The following is a 19,821-nucleotide window of genomic DNA, read 5'->3' on the forward strand; positions in this document are numbered from 1 at the left end:
TAAATGCTCTTGGTAAATTGGCTGGTTTAGCATTTTGTATCGTTTCTTTAACTTTTACTTGAATTTGCTCAAGCTCACTAAAGAATTGATCTTTTTCACGTTTAATTCGTTCAAATCGATTTATTGTATCATGTAAGATTTTTTCGATTGTAAATAGATCATTGATAAATGTTTTAAATACCTCGTTAGCAATTTCGAATTGGAAGAAATTTTGAATTTTCGTATTTAATTTCTTATAATTATTTTGAATTTCTAAATTTAAATCTGAATCATTATAGCCCTTCATCTCAAGCATACTTGAAATAGCAAAAACTGATGGGAAACGTACGCCAAGTTTCGTTAATTGGTTAATAAAGAAATTTTGTACGATTTCGATTTCATTTTGATCCTTTGCTAAATCCGATGCATTTAAAACAAAGTAAACCTTGTCACTATCAAAACTTTCTCTCATTCTTCCGATTTGCATTAAGAAAGACTCATCTTGACGTGTAAAAGCGTGCTGATAATGTGCAACATATAAGATTAAATCAGCTTTTTTCAAATAATCGAACGCTAGCTCGGTATGTCTTGAATGGATACTATTCCCACCTGGTGTATCAACTAAAACAATACCACTTAATGTTATATCACAATCAAAATAGACTGTACTTTCTTTTACAAAGCATGCTCGATTTTCTTCACTAATTACGCTTACATACTCATCTAAGTCATAGCGTTTTATTGTTCCGAGCAGACTTCTCATTTCTTCATAATTTTGACATACGCTTTCGGCATAAACGAAAGCATCCGTAGGGATTTTATCCTTTTGTTTCTTAATTAAATTTTGAAGCGTACTAAACCATTCTTTCTCGTTTACATCTACGCCCCATTTTTTGAAGAAATCTAAGAACTCTTCTTTTAATGATTCCTCTGATTTATAACTTACATCAGCTTTTTTATTCCCGGAATCAACCGTTGATCGTTTAATCTTACAAATTGCTGCTGTAGTTGGGTGTGGTGAAACTGGAAGTACACGATCACCTAATAAAGTATTAATATAGGATGTTTTTCCAGAACTAAATGCTCCAAATAAGGCAATTGTGTATTCATTAGATTTAATCTGTTCTCTTTTTTCTTTTAAAAGTGTGATTTTACTATTAACAAACTGGTTTGAAGATAATTCATTTAATAGAATGTCAGCAATTTCATACTTTGCATTAATTTCTTCATTTGAATATTTATTTGTGTTATTTTTTTCAATTTCTGTAATAAGTTCTTTCTTTATTTCGGGTTCTTGAACAGTTAATATTTTATGAGTAATTAATTCACTTACTGAAATTAACGTAGGTTTTATTTCTGGCAATTCATGATTTAATTCTTGATTATTATTTAAAATCGCCTTAATTTCTGAAACCATATGTGAAATTTTATGATTATTGAATTCTAATTCATTAAACCCATCAATTTTAGATTGGAGTTCGTTTTTTTGATTCGTTAATTTAACCAAGGCTGTTTCATTTTGTAGCTTTAATTCTTTTGAAAGACTGTAAATAAATTCTGAAATACTTTTACGGTAAACCCCTTTAATTCCTTCACTTACTTCCTTCGTATATTGTAATAAATAGTTTCCACTTATATCAATTAAGTGTGATGGCTTTGGACAAATTACCTCTTCACTCAAATTCGGTTCAAGAATTTTATCAAAGTCACTGCTATCAATTTTATTATTTTCGATTTGTTTCACAGTACGAACTGCAGCTTCTTTTACAAAATACTCAATCTGCTTATTCGTTAATTCTTTTACTTTACTAATAAATTGAGTTTTTGATTCATGTAAATTATTTTCAAGTTTTTTCCTTGATTGGAAAAGTCCTTTATTTTGCAACGCTTTTTCTGATTCTAAATAATTTGAAGCTAATTCTCTCATTTCAAAAGGTGTAATATTTGAATTATTCAGTACTTGTTGAGTAGACTGCAAACAATTTTCTTCAAATGACGAAACTGACTTTTCGATTGTTTCGATTTCATTATTCAAGTCATTATATTCCGCTTTAATTTGGTCAGCATTTTGATCAATATCAATGTAATCGTTCTCAAGTTGTAGTAATTGTTCATTCATGATTGTTAAAAAGCTTGCGTAATCATTTTCAATTTGAACTACATCTTGATTGCTGTATAAATCATTTAAATAATTAATAAATTGAGTATATTCATTATTTTTTACCGTTTTATCTCTTGTAGATAAATAAAAAACTTGTAGATTATTTAATCCTTGTTTTTTCATGTTTCCGATTACACCATGTTTAAACTGCTCAAACGTTAATTCCGTTTCATCATGCTTATCAATGCATGTAATGACTAAACAAACTTTCGTATTTTTTTCAACTAAACTATTAATAAAATCAATATTTGTTTTCGAATGAACATGCTGATAGTCCATCAAATAGAAAATACTATCCGCAAGATGGATCACTGAGTTTGTAGCCTCTAAATGATCCATGTCAGTTGAATCAATTCCTGGCGTATCGATTAAAACAGATCCACTTGGAATTTTAAAAATTTCTTGTGCCCATTCGAGTTCAATAATCGAGCCACTATCTGAAGCTAATTTTTTTAATTCATCTACTTGAATATCCTCTTGAATCTGATACATTTCACCGTCTTTAAGAGTGATTAACATCTTACTTTCGCCGCTTTTTAATTTTACGACGTTAGCACTTGTTGGGATTGGGCTTGTAGGTAGTTTATCTACTTGTAATAGATCATTTAATAATGATGACTTACCAGCAGAAAAATGCCCACAAAATACGTAATAACTTTCCTTATTTTGTATTTTGTATGCTAATTTTTTTAATTGAAATAATTCCTTGGAATTTCCTTGTTCAGAAAGTAAATTGATTCCTGAAGAAACCTTATTCAGTAATTCCCCTCTGTTGATCTTAGTATTTTGCAACGTGATTTCCCCATTTCATTTCAAACTCAAATATTTTCCCTAGCATTATTTTATCCCCATATATATTAATTTGGAAGAAGAATGTATAGGCAAATGAATAGAAAATTAATAAAACTTGTTATCTGACGAGCATTTTATGTATAGAAGAGCTAAAAAATGTACTTATTATTCCTAAATTAGGGGACTATGTTCTATTATTCTTCCTTACTTCAAATTTAATTGATAAAAGTACAAAAAAAAAACTAGGCAACATCACCTAGTTTTGAACTTGTTTAAGTACATATTTAGTTAATAAAAAGTATAAAAGTATTGTAGCCGACACAAATCCAAGAACCATTTGACGCACAACCTTTCGAAGTTGATAATGATTTTCATTCTACATTAATCATAATAAGTTATTTTCCATTTGTCAATAACTATTCGATGGATTGTAAAAGCGCTTTATTTTCTTCTCGGATTCTTACTTTTAATAGCATTAAATTAGAAATAGAAAAGACTACGGTTGTAATATATGCATGAAACATAATTGGAATTACCAATAATTCTATCGTTACAATGATGTAATTCGGATGTTTTATATATTTATAAAGTCCATCTTTTACTAACTTTTCATTAGGTAGAATAATGATTTTTGTATTCCATCTTTCTCCTAATGTCGAAATAACCCATACTCTCGCTAACTGTAAAATGATAAATAATATTAAAAGGAAAGTAAAAAATTCCATTTCTACATACGGAATAAAGTAATTTTCAATAAATATCGATAAAAAAAACATACTATGTAAAATAATAAAATATTTATAATGCGCTTGGCCAAATTCAATGGCACCACGTTGTTTTAGTTTTTTTTCATTATTTTTTGCTATACCAAGTTCAACTACTCTTTGGATAATAATAAACAAAAAAATAATCTTTAACATTAGCATTCTACCCACTTTAACAGAGAAAGCTCAGAACTAAAGCCCGGTCCTAGGGCACAAAGAAGGCCTAATTCATCCACTTTTCCTTTTTTCATAAATTCGGATAATACAAATAAAACTGTACAGGACGACATATTACCAAATGACTTTAAAATCTGTAATGAAGTTGCTAATTTCTCTTCGCAAATATCAAGTGATTCTATATATGCATCTAACACTTTTTTTCCACCTGGATGAGCGATAAAATGAGTAATATCTTCAATGGTCAGCTCATTTTCAAATAAGAAATTAGAAACAACTGGCTGCAACCAATTCTTAACGATCGATGGTATATCTCTTGAGAAAATTACAAATAGTCCATCGTTGCGAATATCCCATCCCATTACATCTAAAGAATTCGGCATTAGATTCGAATTTGTTTGAACGATTGTAGGTAAAGCTTTATGTATTGTTCTATTTTTCAACTCACTTTCATCACCGACAACAAGTACAGCAGCTGCTCCATCCGCAAACAATGAAGTTCCAATTATATTACTTTTTGAAAGATCTTCTTTTTGGAAGGTCAAACTACACAATTCAACAGCAACTAGTAGAATATTTGACTTAGGATGTGCCCTGCAATAATCAAAGGCTCTAGAAATTCCGCTAGCTCCACCAGCGCAACCTAAACCCCAGATCGGTATTCTTTTAATTGAGTTATTAAAAGGTAGTATGTTGGCAATATGGGCATCAATAGTTGGGGTCGAAATCCCAGTAGATGATACGAAAATAATTCCTTGAATTTCTTCATATTTAATTTCCGAAGATAGAAATTCATTGCTTGTTACACAATTTTTTATAGCTTCTATTGATAATTCAATCGAAATTTCAGTATAAGCTTGATTTTTTTGTTCGAAGCTATGTTCCTCGCTATACCAAGAGAGCTCTTTTGATATGTAGCGATTTTGAATTTCCCCATTTTGAAATACAGATAATAACCGATCAATTGATGGGTACTTTTTCATAAAAAGTTCTCTAATAAAAGGCACGACATTTTCTTGATTAATTTTATTTTTAGGCACTGATTTTCCAACAGATAAAATTAAAGGCATAATTTCCCACTCCTTATAGAGATTAACTTTTGTATAAAAATGGAAAATTATTCTTCAAATTGGATAGAAAATCTGAAAACAATTGTTTTAGCTCAATTGTGGTTTAATAAATTACGAATTAAAAACTAGAAGACAACATTAGAAAATCAATAATAAAGTCCATAAAAAAAAAGACAATTCACTATCCGCTCATTGTTCATGAACAAATAATTAGAATTGCCTAAGCGTTTCAAAGGAGTGTTCTCTCTAGTTGTGCAGTTTTAGTATATCTCATTTTATTTGATTGTACATTCGCAATTATTTCCATTAAAACGATTAATTTATATGGCTTAATTTAGATCGATTTATTTACTTCTTCTAACTCATAAAGGCTTGAATATTTTGTTTCTAGATAATCAATATAATAATTTACATTCAATTCTTCTCCTGTAACATCCTTCAATATTTCTTGCGGTTTCTTAGTTGCACCATATTGATGAATATTCACTCTTAACCAATCAAGTACTGTTTGAAAATCATTCGTTTCAATTAATTCGTTATAATTCGGTAATTCTTTTTCCATTGTAGCTTTAATTTGAGCAGCATACATAGCTCCTAAAGCATATGTTGGAAAATATCCGAAATGTCCCATCGACCAATGAACGTCTTGCAGTACGCCTTCTCGATCAGTTGCTGGTACAATTCCGAGATACTCTTCCATTTTCTTATTCCAAATAGAGGGAAGCTCATTGACTTGAATTTTACCATCTAAAAGATCCTTTTCAATTTCATAACGAATCATAACATGTAATGGATAAGTTAATTCATCTGCTTCAATTCGAATAAAAGAAGGTTTACTATTATTAATCACTTTATAAAATTCATCTAACGTAATATTATCTAATACACCGTTTAATTGCTCTTTTAAATTTGCAAAATTACACTTCCAGAATTCATAGCTTTGTCCAATAACTTTTTCATATAAAAGTGATTGTGACTCATGAATACCTAATGAAGCACCTTGAGCAATTGGTAAACATTCTAAGTCTTTCGAAATGTTTTGTTCGTAAAGTGCATGACCACATTCATGAATCGTACTAAATAGAGCTTTTTCGAAATTGTTTTCATGATATTTTGTCGTTACTCGAACATCTCCTAAGTTAAGGGAAGTTGCAAACGGATGTGCAGTAGGATCTAGTCTGCCAGCATCGAAATTATAACCAAGAGTAGTTAAAAATAGTTCACAAATTTCTTTTTGTTTTTGTTTAGAAACAAAAGATTTCATTTCTTCTTTTTCAAAGCTTTTCCCACTCGTTGATATAGCTTTAACAAGCGGTACTATTTTGTTTCTTACTGCCGAAAATATCTCGTCCAGTTTTTGAACAGTCATACCTGGTTCATATTCATCTAAATATGTATCGTATTTACAAGTTGTATATCCTAAATATTCTACGAATTTACGTTTATACCCAATTATTTCAGTTAAATATGGTTCGAATTTTGCAAAATTGTTTTCTTCCTTCGCTTCTGCCCATACGCTTTCCGAAATTGCTTGGCATTTAACAAATGCTTCAAACTCTTCAACAGGTATTTTCGTATTTCTTTCATATTGCTTCCTTAAATAATTTACTGTTTTTTCAACCTCTACTGAACATTTCCCTGCGCTAACCGCTTCTTCCATTGTTATTAAATAATGGGCCATCTCATCTGAAATACTCATCTTAAACACATCGGCTGATAATTGACTAATTACATTTGAGCGCTGCTTAAAAGAATTTTTAGGTGCTCCTGTCCGAAGATCCCAGTACAATACACCAATTGCTTCTTCAATATTCAGCATTTTATTTACATACTCTAAAAATGAAGCCTCATACTCTTTCAAGCTCATCAATATACCCACCTTTAAAATCAAATTTTTCAGTCAGATAAATAGTACCATATATATTTAACGGATTAAGAGGAATTTTCTCATTTTTCAAATAATATTTATCGACAAAACGGATAATATTACCATTTTTTGCACATACTACGCCAGTATTTGTTCAAATTATATAATTTTACATTTCGAATATTCCTTGACAGGAATATTCCTCATGAGGTATATTTAATTTATGAATTCGACTTTAATTGCTCTTTCTGAGCCGAACCGATTACAGATTGTCGAACTCTTACGTGACGGTCCACTATCAGTAGGTGAAATCGCTGAAAGTCTCGGACTTAAACAACCACAAGTTTCAAAGCATCTACGCGTTCTTAGTGAAGCTGGGCTTGTCGAAGTTCAACCAATCGCCAATAAAAGAATTTACAAACTAAGACCCCAGCCGCTAAAAGAAATGGATTTGTGGATAAAGTCATTCCGACACGTCTGGGAACAGAGATTCGATCAATTGGACGATTACTTAAAAAAATTACAAGGCAAATAAACATAGCTTATTCACAGTACTTAATTTGATTAGTTTAAATTTCGAAAGGAGTAAATTTAAAGTTTTTTATTCATCTGGTAAACAGACATTAAGTCGTCTAGCAGATTATTTATTAAAAAAATAAACATACAAAATGAATTGGAGGAATTGAAAATGAGTGAAAATACATTTAAAGTTGATGAGCAAGGATTAGTTTTAACAAGGGTTGTTGATGCACCTCGTGAATTAGTATTTAAAGTTTGGTCAGAAGCTGAGCATCTTAAAAATTGGTGGGGTCCTAAAGGATTTACAATGGATGTAACAACATTAGAATTTAAAACTGGTGGTAAATTCCACTATAAAATGCAATCACCTGATGGATTCGAAATGTGGGGATTATTTGTTTTCGGAGAAATTATTGAACCTGAAAAAATCGTTTTTGTTAATTCATTCTCTGATCCAGAAGCCAATATGGTTCGTGCCCCATTCTTTGAAGTGTGGCCATTGGAAATTCAAAACACTTTAACTTTAGAAGAAACTGACGGAAAAACAACTATTACATTAAAAGGTTTCCCAATCAATGCAACTGATGAAGAAGTTGCAGCATTTATTGCAAATAAAGAATCTATGCAACAAGGCTTTACTGGTACATTTGACCAATTAGATGAGTATTTAGCTAAAACATCTTTATAAGATCATTATAAAAAATACCCTTTTGAGTCCGATATAAACTCAAAAGGGTATTTTTATTACTAATAATAAACAACTTTAGTTTTAGCAATTAAATCATGTAACGCTTTTTGATCTTTTCGAATGATAAAAAGTAGATCTACTAAATACATAATGCCAAGTATTTGTATTAATATTGGTAGGTTTATTTGACAACCAAAAGCAAATATTGTACGCATTGACATTGTTTTTAAATCGACTAAGTCTTCCGTAGCTTTAACTACCATAATGCTTAATAATCTTTTTCCAATTGTTTGCCCACTCCATATATAAGTAGGAACTAGTACATAAAATAAGAAAATAAATAAAAGTAACCAGATTGAATAGAGAAATAGCTGCTTACTACTATACAAATATAAATGTAAAATGTCTTTACTTTCTATGCCAATTATTAATAACCCCAGTTTAGAAAATAAAAGATAGAATGTCCCATCGATCCACGCTGCAAACAATCTTCTTGTACGGCTTGCCAGTTCGAAATCCATCTAGATGAACCTCATTCCACAATTTTGTTAAAATGGATATTTTAAGATATATACTATTATACTTGGACATTTTATTTTTGATTAATGATTTTTAACTATTTAATTAATTATTTATTTATAAATGCGCATTTACTTATTCAATAGAAGAATAAGGATAATTGTTATCTTTTAGGTTCTGATATAAGGCAGACTTTCTAATACAATAAATTCCTTCTTTCTTAGCTAGAAATATCACCACCCTAAGTAATTATTATGTATAAAAATAATTTAATTCAATGAAAATGCCGGTGATATTTTTGAAAACTGTTCAATCAGTAGAAAAGGAAATTTTCAAGTCGAGAATCGTTAAAATATGCATCTTTTTACTCTTAATCGTTTTGCATTATACCATTTATGAAATTCCTTCTAAATCACTAACTACATTGGTTTTAACAATCGTTGTAATTGAAGCGATTATTAATAATTTTTATCAAAGAATTTTGAGAATAATAAAAAAAACATCCTAGATGCTTGAATGAGTTCGACTGCGTAAAAAAGAAAGACCACAAACAAATGTTTGTGGTCTCTTTATTTACATTTTTTCAAATAAGATTTACGTTTACTTTAGATTGTTTACCTGCAATCGTTTTCAATAATTTCTGAAGTTCTCTTAAATCTGTGTCCAACTGATGACGAATCTTAATAACTTCATGGTGATTGTCATTATTATGATTTCGAGCTTCTTGCAACTTGATTCGTTTTTCTTCGATATTTCGTTCTAAAGATCTTGCTGTCCTAAAAAACATTCAAATTACCCCCTTTTCAAAAGTTTGAACACGCTTTCATTTATTATTAATATACAATGAAAAAGTAATGATTCGAACATTAAAAAGTGTCTATTCTTTGAACTTATTAAGTATTCGTTTACTTTTTCGATTATAATTTTTAATCTTGTTCTAATTATTATATAGAATCTTTATATTTTCATTAAGATGAACGCGCTTTCATTTTTATTAAGTATACTATACATTACTATCTTTTTAATAGCCCAAAAGTGTCTATTCTTTGAACTTATTAATATTTTGTTTTAATTATACACTTTTTAATTGATTTATACATTTATTAGTAAAGTTAAGGGAGGTTTAAATAACCTCCCTCGTTCCACCTATATCATGCTAATTTGTATAATTCTGAGTACTTTTCTTCAAGGTATTCAATAAAATATTTCACATTTAAATCTTCACCTGTAACATCGACTAAAATTTCCTTTGGTTCTTTTAGTTTTCCATATTGATGAATATTGTGAGTTAGCCAATTTACAATTTGGTGAATTTCTCCACTTTTTAAAATATGATCAAAATCAGTTAATTCCTGTTTCATTTTACGTTTGAACTGAGCTGCATACATAGCCCCTAATGCATATGAAGGGAAATAACCAAAATCTCCTCCTGCCCAATGGACATCTTGAAGTACTCCCTCTCGATCGTTAGCTGGAGTAATTCCTAAATATTCTTCCATTTTCTCGTTCCAAACTTTTGGTAAATCTTTTACTTGTAATTCGCCATCAAATAGCTCTTTTTCAATTTCATACCTCACCATAATATGTAATGGGTATGTACATTCATCCGCTTCAATACGAATTAATGAAGGTTCGCTATGGTTTATTGCATTATAAAAATCCTCAACGGACAAATTTTTAAAATAATCGCCAGTTTTTGCAATTAACTTTTCATATTGAGTTTCCCAAAACTCTTTACTTCTTCCAATCATATTCTCAAAAAATAATGATTGCGACTCATGGATTCCCATAGATGCCCCTTCACATAATGGCGTACCAATTAAATTTGAAGATAAGTTTTGCTCATATAGTGCATGTCCACATTCGTGAATCGTTCCAAAAAGAGCACTCATAAAGTTATCTTCTATGTATTTTGTTGTTACACGCACATCACCAGGATTTAGTGTAATTTGAAAAGGATGCACTGTTTCATCTAATCGGCCGGAATCAAAATTATAACCTAATTTAACGAGTACATCTTCACTTACCTCTTTTTGAATATCAATTGAAATTGGCTGTGATAATTCTTCGCGCTGTAACCTAACAGAGGATTTTGAAATTTTCGCTACTAATGGTACAAGACTTTCCCTGACTTCTCCAAAAACTTCATCCAGCTTCTGAGTTGTCATTCCTGGTTCGTAGAGATTCAATAATGTATCATATTTCTTATCTTTGTAGCCCCAATATTCAATAAACTGTTTTTTCATTGCTACAATCTTTTCTAAAAATGGCTGGAATTTGCTGAAATTGCCTTCATTTTTAGCGTCTTCCCAAGCATTTTCGCTTAATGAACATAGCTTTACGTATTCTGCATATTCCTTTTTAGGAATTTTGCAATTTAAATCGTAATTTTTTCTACATTCTTTTACTGATTTCTCGATGATTTCACTTAAATTTCCAGTACCAATTTCTTTTTCTAATAAATTTAAAAAGTTTTCCATTGTACTTGAAGTTGTCATTTCAAAAACTTCTTCTGAAAGTTGGCTAATAACATTTGATCTTTGCTCTGCACCATTTTTTGGAGCTCCAGTTCTTAAGTCCCAATACATCACATTTATTGCTTCATTATAATTTTCGATCTTCTTTAAATACTCAATAAAGTCTTCTTGAACTTTTTTAATTTCCATTTTTATCCCTCATTTCTATAATTTAGCTGTTAGTTTCATTCTATCATATCTTCTATTTTCATTTTGTTAAAAACTTAGTCAAATTCAGAAGATTATATTAAAGACAGAAATTAGTTTAATATTGTACAATACAACCAAGGTGATGCTATGAGAATATTATTATTAGGCGCAACAGGAAGAGTTGGTTCTTTTTTAGTTGATCTATTATTAGAAGCCAATTTTGAAGTAACCGCTTTAGTTAGAGATGAAAAAAAAATTAAAGTAAAACATGATTCTCTTACTATAATTAAAGGAAATACATTAAATCATACTGATTTGAGTTTAGCTTTGGAACATGTAGATGGGGTAATTTCAGCTCTAAATACTGAGGGTGAAAATATTTTATCTAATACTATGAAACAGTTAATTCCTCTTTTGGAAATGAAAAAAATTAAACGTTTTGTGTCAATAGGAACTGCAGGTATTTTGCAATCTAGAGTGGAACCGACGCTCCTACGTTATTTAAGCTCAGAATCAAAAAGGAAATCAACGACTGCAGCAAAAGATCATGAACATGCTTTTTTGTTATTAAATCAAAGTCAGTTAAATTGGACGATTGTTTGCCCGACTTACTTACCAGATGGACCAATAACGAAAAAATTTCGTATAGAAAAAGAAATATTGCCTATTGATGGCCAAAGCATTTCAACTGGTGATACAGCTTTTTTTGCCTTTAATGAATTTTCCGATTGCAAATATAGTAAAAGTAGAGTAGGGATTGCCTATTAAAAAGGCTTTTGGCTGTCGAATAAGTCGGCAGCCTTTTTAATATTTCTAGTTATGTAAGATATTGTGCTACTAAATTTAAACTTCATTGATTTCTATTCAAGAGTACACCATTTTTCATCTGGTTAATGATGATTTTTGAACTAAAAAAAGATTGTCTAACTAGACAATCTTTAGGAGTCTAATTTATCTTTGCAAAGATACAAGTATCAGTTAGTTTTTTACCGTCAGCTGAAAGATCTTCATTACGTAATATTCCTTCAAGCCCAAATCCTAGTTTTTCAGGGATCGAACGACTTTTAGTGTTATTAGAATCGCATCGTATTTCAATCCTACTAAATTTAAATTGCTGAAAACCAAGATTTATTAACGCTCTGACTGTTTCTATCATATATCCATTGCCACTAAAAGGTGTGCTAATCCAGTATCCAATTTCACATTTAGAAATCTCCCAATTAATTCTGTGTAGGCTAGCAGTTCCAATAAAATCATTAGTATCCTTATTATAGATAAGATAGCGAAAGCTTTCTCTTTTCAAAAAATCTATATGGGCATTTCTCAGTATTATTTCTGTTTCTTCAACAGTAGGAATTGACTGGTATAAAGACAACCATTGCTTTAACTCACTAATCGAATCCTTAATAGCTTGGTTTACTACATCTCCTTCACCAGCTTGAAGTGGTGCTCGAAGAATTAGTCTATCTGTTTCTATTTGAAACGGAACATCTAATAAAATAGAATTCATTTCATTTCCCCTCTCGAAAACTTTAAATTATGACTTAATGAAACTTAAACAATAAAAAACAAATCAAAGAGGCTTTCTAATTTTTCAATTTTTGCATTCTATAGTTGCATATGAGCTTCAAGTTAGTTTGTTAGTCTTTCTCCAAATTAATGATAAAGTTAAGATTAGTAAGCCCATTGAAAAACCTATCATTTGGTCTAATAAAAGTTCTCCAGTTTTAAAATAATGATTAACGAAAGTACCTCCAAACATAACGGTTAATGTAAGCGCGAATTTAAATAAGTAATTGTTTATTTTCAAAATGTTTATCTCCATTTACACTTAAATCTTCAAATTATCCTTCTTATAGAATACCATATTTATCCATTTCCAGTACAAGATTTATAAAATTCTTATTGTTCTAAACTGCCATTTTGTTCAATAATAAAGACCGACAATTGTAGACACGTTGTTCATCTGATGCAAGTTAATCGTATATTGAATTAGCTGTTTCAACTAGGTCAATAATTGTGTAATTTTTATCAATATCCGTTAATTTGAGTAGCATTATTTCATGATAAAGTCCATCTTTTTTCCATCGAATTATCTTTGAACCAGCCTTATCATCTCTTACTATTATCACCTTAGTTCCATCTTTTAACTTTGTCGTTAATTGTTGTCCTTCTCCTGAGAACTTGATGTTTTTTTGGTGATATGTCGTGACTTCCACAATAACTCCTTTTCCGTCCGTATACTTAATTGAAGTTAGATTAATCGTATCATTTCCAATATTTTTTTGAACATCCAATGAAACATTCTTTACATTGAATGGTAACCTCTTTGGTACAACGATTTCATTTTGAATATCCTTAGGTAATACTTCTACTTCTTTTTTTATCGTTTTAGGGTAGTCTTCTTTTAGCTTATCAAGTGAACTATTTCCATTTGTACAGGCAGTTAATAAAAGAATTGAGATTGCTAAAATGATTTTTTTCACTTTGACTAACCTCCTCTTTTACAATATTTCTTCAAATTATATTCAAATTCCTATATTTTTTGTCTACATTTCAATTTTTCTTATGCATCCATACTACCATTTAGCCCAATAAAAAAAATCGACTATTAAGCCGATTTTCTTGTTTAGTTACCTATTACGCTAGATTTCTTAATGCTTTAACTCTTAATTTGTTTGTAACTAGAAATCTGATTGAAGTTTCTTTTTTTATAATAAATTACCAGTTCCACCATCTGTCACTACGACCACGGAAATTATCACGTCTGTCATCGTCACAACGATCTACTGCACGACAGAATTCCTCTTTATCAACCGTGATTTTCGCATTAAATGTAAAAAGTAAAAAGTAATGGACAAGTGTTTAATTATAATGATTATATGCTTTAGTTGAAAAAGCTTCTAATTAACATTTTTCAAATACGGACCAAAATTCATCATCTTTCAATAGCTGAACAACAACATCTGTTATAGTTTTACGACTTATATCTTCTATCAATAACATATCTCTTGCCCAAAAATATTTACCATTAAGACACTCGCCAGTAGCTTGATTTTTTTCTATTAAACTCAAAATATTTTTATATGTAATAAAAGTCGCAACTCCTTCAGTACCATCTTCGAATATTACTTTCACATCAGTATTATCATCATAAATATCATAACCATTTGACCTCTCTTCAGCTTCAATCCAAATTTCTTTCATAATTCACCACTTTCAGGAAAAGGTTATCTTATACTAACGGACTGGGGAGTTGATTAAGAATCTCTTATTTGAAATCCTTTTTTTTTGCAAATTTATTAATTGAACTAATTAATTTATCTTTAAAAATAGTAAATGATTCATGGATAGTCCTATGTCCCTCTTGTAGTACATACTCTTGAAAAATAATAAAATTTAAATGGTCCATTTTTTTTATAACAAAGGTGTTGCATTCGTATTCTCCACATCTAATGTTGGAAGAGTCGATAAAATCAATAATTCCATCATAAAACTCTTGTTGGGAAATCTCATCTTCTAAGAATGATTCTATTACATTTTTCATTTATACCTTCCTTTTTTTATTAGCGTATAATTCCCCACTCTAACATCTAAGAATAAAAATATTTTATCATATAAATCGAACTTCCTTCTGCAACAATCCTGACATTTAGTTAAATAAGAAAATCAACAATTTACTTTAACGGATCCAAATAAAAAAAGAGTGCAGAGAAATTTTAGGGATTTCTCTACACTCTAACACTACTTTTTTATGGTTTAACAGGTAAACTGTTTAAGATTTTATCTTTCGTATCACTGTTTAAATCATTATCGATAAATAAAATAATTTTCCCTTTATCTTCATGACCACGGATTAGACGCCCAATACCTTGGCGTAATCTTAATAACATGTACGGCTCATCAATTTCTAAATAAGGATTTTGTGAATTTTGTCGTTTTGATTGGAATACCGGATCATTAGGAGGGAATGGTAATGAATGAATAATTACCTGACTCAATGATTCTCCTTGTATATCTAATCCTTCCCATAGATGGACTGCACATAAAGATGCATTAATATCTTCTTGGAATTTTTGTACGATTGAGCTAATTTCTTCTTCACCTTCGAAGTATAAATTAAAATCAACTTTTTCCTTCGCAATCTGCTCTTTAAATTTTTTCATTTCTTGAGTTGAATTAAATAATACTAATGTACTACCGTTATTATTCTTTAATTTCTCAATAATAAACTCATTTTTAGCTTCTATTTCAGTTGAATTAACTTGTTTCAACTCAATTTGCATTTGCTCCTCATAATCGAAAGGAGAATTCACTGAAAATGATAAATAATCTTTTATGCCTAGACTATTTGCGATGTAATCAAAGGATGTATTTTGAGAAAGTGTCGCAGACGAGAATACGATTGGCATTTTTTGATTGAATACTTTTTCTTGTAAAAGCTCATTAACTGCTTTTGGCATGATAACAAGCGTTAATTCATTTTGATTATACTCTATCCATTGGATAGCAGTTACTTCGTTTATAAACAGATTTAAACAACGCTCCACATCATCTAAATGCTCATCAACGATATTTAATTGATATTCGTCGATCGTATACATTTCACTTTCAAATACTAATTCGTCACCAATACTACTAATTTGAGATTTTAATCTACTTGCTAATTTTATTAAACGTTCATTCATGTTTAGTTTATGTCTTCTTGAACCTTCAACTTCTTCAGTATTAATATCTAATTCATAGAAGAATTGATCGTACGTTTCTAATGTATCTTCTAATAACTGTTGGAAGCTTTCACGTGTTCCCGATTGCATTAAAAATGATAAAAATATATTTAAAGTCTCTTGTTGTAAACGGTATGTTAATGACTTTTGACTTGCAAACTCAAGTAAATGTCCTTCATCAAATACAACACAGCTTGGGTTTGGTAGTAATGGTAATTGCCCTTCTCGTTTTCTTGATTCTACGGTCCAAATATGCTCCATATAAAATTCTTGAGAACAGACGATTAAGTCAGATGCTTTACGATAATGCTCTCTAGATAGAGTTTGTCCACATCTATGTCTTTGTTCACAAGTAGAACAATCCTGGAAATAATCGTAAGAGATTGTATCCCACTCTTCATCCGTTAATTCCTTATATTCAGTGCGGTCTCCATAAGGAGTAAATTTTTGTAGTGTTCCATAATCATTTACAAAACTCGGTAAATTTTCATAAACCGATAATACTGCATCAGAAACTTCATCTTCAGTGCGCTGTTGATCTAATTTTTTTAAACATAAATAGTTAGTAGTTGATTTAGCTAAACGTACATCAATTGATAAATTTAATGCATTTGATAGTTTTTCAATGTCACCATTTTTCTTAACTAATTGCTCAATTAATGACTCATCAGCACATGCGATAATCGCAGGTTTACCAGTAAATCTTGCGTAGCATAAGCAATAAAGTAAATATACAAAAGTTTTACCAGTTCCTACTCCCGCTTCAGCAAAAATCACTTTCTTCTCTTTAAAAGCTCTTTCGACTTGATAAGCCATAAAAATTTGCTCATCTCTTAATTCATAGCCAGCATCTGGTAGTAAATCGTAAAATACGTCACCAATCCATTCCCCTAACTTTTCTATGAATTGATCTTGTTTTCCAACCTCAAAAGGTAATTTAGTTGATTGACTCATTGCTACCCCCAAAATGTATTTTAAAAAGAAAAAGTCCTCCTGTTTGAGAACTTTAATTTTGCAAGTTTATTCAAAACAATATTATATAAAAATTTGTCTCCAACCGCTATCATACAAAAAATGAAGTGGAAAGGCAAGGGAAATAAGACCGGATTAAAAAAAGATAGATAAAAGAATGATCGTGTATCTCCATCAGGTTTTACATGCCACTATTTCCCCAAATATTTCTCTTACCTAGCTTTTTGCTTGGTTGATCATTTCTTCAACAATTATTTGTGATTTTAAAGCTTCTACTCCGTCAACTGATGGTTTTTCATCTGCGTAAATACAATTGATAAAATGGCCAATACAATCTTCAAAGCCCCTTTGCTTTAATGTTGTGTCCCATGAAGATGAAAACGAATTATGTATCGTGTTATTTTTCTCAATTTCAAAATTGCTCATATTTTTTACTCTTATGATCGAACCTTCTGTAATTAATTCAAGTTGCTCTAGATTTGTTCCTGCTTTGCGATGCATATTTGTACTGATCATTGCTTCTGATGTGGATTCAAAATGATGAGTAGCAAATTCTAAATGATCATTAGTATTTGTTTTAACTTTACCATTAATAAGATTAATTTCTCCATTTGCTAGCCATCTAACAGTGTCAACTACATGCAAATAATCATCAAGCATCGTAAATTCAAATGAATTTGGACCGATCTTATTCTCGCGATGCTTCTCAAACTTAATGGAAGCTATATTTTTTGCTTGCTCTTTAGCTTGTATATACATTGGACAAAAGCGACGATTGAATCCAACCATAAGCTTTCGATTTAGTTTAATACTTAATTCAGCTAATCTTTCTGCCTCTGCTCTAGTAGCTGCTAGTGGTTTATCAACATACACATCTTTTCCATTTTTTAATAAGTATGATACAACTTCAAAATGTGAACTAGTTGAGCTATGTACAAATACAGCGTCGCTACTTTCTGTCAGTTTGTTTAAATCTTCAAAATCGGGAATTCGATACTGAGAGCATATTAATTTACGCTTTTCCTTATTTGGTGAAAATGCTCCGATAAAATCCCAATTTTCCTCTTTTGTAAGAATCGGTAAATAGGCTTTCTGTGCAATATTACCTAAACCAACCATCCCAATACGAATTTTTTTCATAAGTTCATCCCTTTCGTATTTGTTCTCTCTTTATCATAACAAAATTTCATTCAATTTTTAAAAACAATTGATTCAATAATTGAATTTAATTTGGCAATAACATTCCAATAATCGGGAATTCTAAAAAGTGATATATGTAGATTCAAATTAGATTGGAGGCTGATTAATTGTATTTGTATTCTTTAATTCAGACCAATTTTGATACAAATGATGATATTAGTATTGTAAGAGATCTTTATTTACTTCAACATGAACAAAGTTTTTCTAATGAAGAATTTCATGATTTGGTCACCCAGTATAAAAGCACTGCAGAAACAAATTGGCATGTCGCACATTTACTTGAAAAAAATCACGGATTTCGAATTGTCCCGGCCATTAATTTATGAGTTTCAATCTCATTATTTTTCACAGCATTTTCAAAATGTGTTCGTAATATCTTTAATTAAATGAGTTATTATTATAATTAAAAAAGGGCTCCTATTTGTCAGCATTAGACTTTTAGGAGCACCGATATCGGGTTTTACTCTTCGCGATTTCTTGGAGGTCTTTTACCAAAGTATTGGTAATAATCCGTTTTAATAAATCCATTAAATAGTTTACGTTTTTTTGTGGCTGGTTTACCGTAAAATTGTTCAAATCCTTCATGACTGGTTAATACATAAGTTGACCATGTATCTAATTTCGTAAATACATTCCCCATATCCGAATAAAGCTTTTCTACATATGGACGGTCATTCAATCGCTCACCATAAGGTGGATTTGTTACAACATATCCATATTCTAATCTCGTTGTAAAGTCACTTACTTGCATTTGCTTAAATGAAATCGAGTCGGATAATCCAACTTCATCAGCATTTGCTTTTGAAACATTAATCATTCGATGGTCAATATCGGATCCTATGATTTCAAGCTTTTGATCATAATTTGCTAAGTCATCTGCTTCTTGTCTTGCTTCATTCCATCTTTTTTTGCCAATCCAATGCCAATCTTCTGATGCAAAGCTTCTAAACGATCCTGGCGCTATATTTTGACCAATTAACGCTGCTTCAATCGGAATTGTACCTGAACCACAGAACGGATCAACAAAAGGTAAATCTGCATTCCAATTCGTCAGTAAAATTAACGAAGCTGCTAGTGTTTCTTTTAATGGTGCTTCACCTTGATCTACACGATATCCTCGTTTATGTAAACCTTCACGTCCAGTCGTATCAATCGTTAATGTTACGATATCTTTTAAGATTGAAACTTCAACTCTGAATAATGGTCCGTCTTCTATTAACATACCTTGTACATTTTGTATCGCTTTTAATTTATCAACAATCGCTTTTTTAACAATTGCTTGGCAGTCCGAAACAGAAAAAAGTTTCGATTTTTGAGATTTTCCTGTAACTGGAAATTGACCATTTCTTGGAATAAATGTATGCCATGGCAATGCTTTTGTTTTTTCAAATAACTCATCAAAAGAAGTTGCCTTAAATTCGCCAATACGAATTTTAACTCGGTCAGCAGTTCTAAGCCATAAATTCGCTTTAACAATTCCACTTTCATCTGCTTTAAATAATACTCGACCATTTTCAACTACTACATCTTCAAACCCTAAGCTTTTGACTTCTCTAGCGACTAAAGCTTCGATACCCATTGCAGCAGTAGCAATTAATGTATATTTCGCCAATTTTATCACCTATCTCATTCAAAAATAGAATGAACTTTTCTTTTTATTTTCATTATGGACAAATAACTTCAAAATTACAAAAAACTCTCCATTAAATGAAGAGTTTTT

At 30.4% G+C, this 19,821-nt stretch carries 19 protein-coding genes; 4 read left to right on the forward strand and 15 right to left on the reverse strand.

Going from position 1 to position 19,821, the window contains the following annotated elements; translation table 11 throughout:
* From ACFCYN_RS14390 to ACFCYN_RS14405, 4 genes are all read right to left on the reverse strand, one after another.
* Nucleotides 1-2,932 (reverse strand): dynamin family protein (locus ACFCYN_RS14390; protein WP_375950034.1); only part of this gene is annotated, 2,932 nt, incomplete at its 3' end.
* A 416-nt stretch (nt 2,933-3,348) separates the two neighbouring features.
* A complete protein-coding gene (locus tag ACFCYN_RS14395; RefSeq protein ID WP_216854089.1) occupies nt 3,349-3,852 on the reverse strand; it encodes an isoprenylcysteine carboxyl methyltransferase family protein in 504 nt (167 codons plus the stop codon).
* Nucleotides 3,852-4,943, reverse strand: coding sequence for a type III polyketide synthase (locus ACFCYN_RS14400; protein ID WP_375950036.1), 1,092 nt, complete (start codon nt 4,941-4,943; stop codon nt 3,852-3,854). The genes ACFCYN_RS14395 and ACFCYN_RS14400 overlap by 1 nt, the downstream gene beginning before the upstream one ends.
* Before the next feature lie 334 nt (nt 4,944-5,277).
* Complete coding sequence (locus tag ACFCYN_RS14405; protein ID WP_375950090.1) at nt 5,278-6,816, reverse strand: carboxypeptidase M32; 1,539 nt, start codon at nt 6,814-6,816, stop codon at nt 5,278-5,280.
* 217 nt (nt 6,817-7,033) lie between these two features.
* Between ACFCYN_RS14405 and ACFCYN_RS14410 the strand changes: the two genes are divergently transcribed.
* Together ACFCYN_RS14410 and ACFCYN_RS14415 are read left to right on the forward strand one after the other, a co-directional pair.
* Entirely contained in the window at nt 7,034-7,345 is a 312-nt protein-coding gene (locus ACFCYN_RS14410) for an ArsR/SmtB family transcription factor (RefSeq protein ID WP_098121120.1), read from the forward strand.
* 153 nt (nt 7,346-7,498) lie between these two features.
* Complete coding sequence (locus ACFCYN_RS14415) at nt 7,499-8,017, forward strand: SRPBCC family protein (RefSeq protein WP_098121090.1); 519 nt, start codon at nt 7,499-7,501, stop codon at nt 8,015-8,017.
* Between the two features lie 59 nt (nt 8,018-8,076).
* Here ACFCYN_RS14415 and ACFCYN_RS14420 read toward each other — a convergent pair whose 3' ends face one another.
* The 3 genes from ACFCYN_RS14420 to ACFCYN_RS14430 all read right to left on the reverse strand — a co-directional run bounded on the left by ACFCYN_RS14420 (nt 8,077) and on the right by ACFCYN_RS14430 (nt 11,208).
* On the reverse strand, nt 8,077-8,538 hold the full coding sequence (locus ACFCYN_RS14420) for an RDD family protein (protein ID WP_172444203.1): 462 nt from the start codon (nt 8,536-8,538) through the stop codon (nt 8,077-8,079).
* 581 nt (nt 8,539-9,119) lie between these two features.
* Nucleotides 9,120-9,323: an aspartyl-phosphate phosphatase Spo0E family protein gene (locus tag ACFCYN_RS14425; RefSeq protein ID WP_172444202.1), complete on the reverse strand. Its 204-nt coding sequence runs from the start codon at nt 9,321-9,323 to the stop codon at nt 9,120-9,122.
* Nucleotides 9,324-9,687: 364 nt separating this feature from the next.
* On the reverse strand, nt 9,688-11,208 hold the full coding sequence (locus ACFCYN_RS14430; protein WP_375950092.1) for a carboxypeptidase M32: 1,521 nt from the start codon (nt 11,206-11,208) through the stop codon (nt 9,688-9,690).
* A gap of 141 nt (nt 11,209-11,349) precedes the next feature.
* Between ACFCYN_RS14430 and ACFCYN_RS14435 the strand changes: the two genes are divergently transcribed.
* On the forward strand, nt 11,350-11,970 hold the full coding sequence (locus ACFCYN_RS14435) for an NAD(P)-dependent oxidoreductase (RefSeq protein WP_375950039.1): 621 nt from the start codon (nt 11,350-11,352) through the stop codon (nt 11,968-11,970).
* A gap of 178 nt (nt 11,971-12,148) precedes the next feature.
* Here ACFCYN_RS14435 and ACFCYN_RS14440 read toward each other — a convergent pair whose 3' ends face one another.
* The 7 genes from ACFCYN_RS14440 to ACFCYN_RS14470 all read right to left on the reverse strand — a co-directional run bounded on the left by ACFCYN_RS14440 (nt 12,149) and on the right by ACFCYN_RS14470 (nt 18,041).
* Nucleotides 12,149-12,712, reverse strand: coding sequence for a GNAT family N-acetyltransferase (locus ACFCYN_RS14440; protein WP_375950041.1), 564 nt, complete (start codon nt 12,710-12,712; stop codon nt 12,149-12,151).
* A 117-nt stretch (nt 12,713-12,829) separates the two neighbouring features.
* Nucleotides 12,830-13,012 carry a hypothetical protein gene (locus ACFCYN_RS14445; RefSeq protein ID WP_172444198.1) on the reverse strand — a complete coding sequence of 61 codons (183 nt, stop codon included), beginning with the start codon at nt 13,010-13,012 and terminating at the stop codon, nt 12,830-12,832.
* A 166-nt stretch (nt 13,013-13,178) separates the two neighbouring features.
* Nucleotides 13,179-13,688: a hypothetical protein gene (locus ACFCYN_RS14450; protein ID WP_375950043.1), complete on the reverse strand. Its 510-nt coding sequence runs from the start codon at nt 13,686-13,688 to the stop codon at nt 13,179-13,181.
* A gap of 421 nt (nt 13,689-14,109) precedes the next feature.
* Nucleotides 14,110-14,409, reverse strand: a complete 300-nt coding sequence (locus tag ACFCYN_RS14455) for a hypothetical protein (protein ID WP_375950045.1) — start codon at nt 14,407-14,409, stop codon at nt 14,110-14,112.
* 64 nt (nt 14,410-14,473) lie between these two features.
* The gene (locus ACFCYN_RS14460; protein WP_172444196.1) at nt 14,474-14,749 is read right to left on the reverse strand and encodes a hypothetical protein; all 276 of its coding nucleotides are present in this window, start codon (nt 14,747-14,749) and stop codon (nt 14,474-14,476) included.
* Between the two features lie 205 nt (nt 14,750-14,954).
* Entirely contained in the window at nt 14,955-16,883 is a 1,929-nt protein-coding gene (locus ACFCYN_RS14465) for an ATP-dependent DNA helicase (RefSeq protein WP_375950047.1), read from the reverse strand.
* A gap of 234 nt (nt 16,884-17,117) precedes the next feature.
* Complete coding sequence (locus ACFCYN_RS14470) at nt 17,118-18,041, reverse strand: Gfo/Idh/MocA family protein (protein ID WP_172444194.1); 924 nt, start codon at nt 18,039-18,041, stop codon at nt 17,118-17,120.
* Between the two features lie 167 nt (nt 18,042-18,208).
* Between ACFCYN_RS14470 and ACFCYN_RS14475 the strand changes: the two genes are divergently transcribed.
* Complete coding sequence (locus ACFCYN_RS14475; protein ID WP_098121079.1) at nt 18,209-18,427, forward strand: hypothetical protein; 219 nt, start codon at nt 18,209-18,211, stop codon at nt 18,425-18,427.
* 134 nt (nt 18,428-18,561) lie between these two features.
* On the opposite strand, the gene ACFCYN_RS14480 is transcribed toward ACFCYN_RS14475, so the two are convergent.
* Entirely contained in the window at nt 18,562-19,713 is a 1,152-nt protein-coding gene (locus ACFCYN_RS14480; RefSeq protein ID WP_375950049.1) for a THUMP domain-containing class I SAM-dependent RNA methyltransferase, read from the reverse strand.
* Nucleotides 19,714-19,821 lie beyond the last annotated feature (108 nt).

The organism is Gottfriedia sp. NPDC056225, from assembly GCF_042267765.1.
Lineage (GTDB): Bacteria > Bacillota > Bacilli > Bacillales > Bacillaceae_G > Gottfriedia.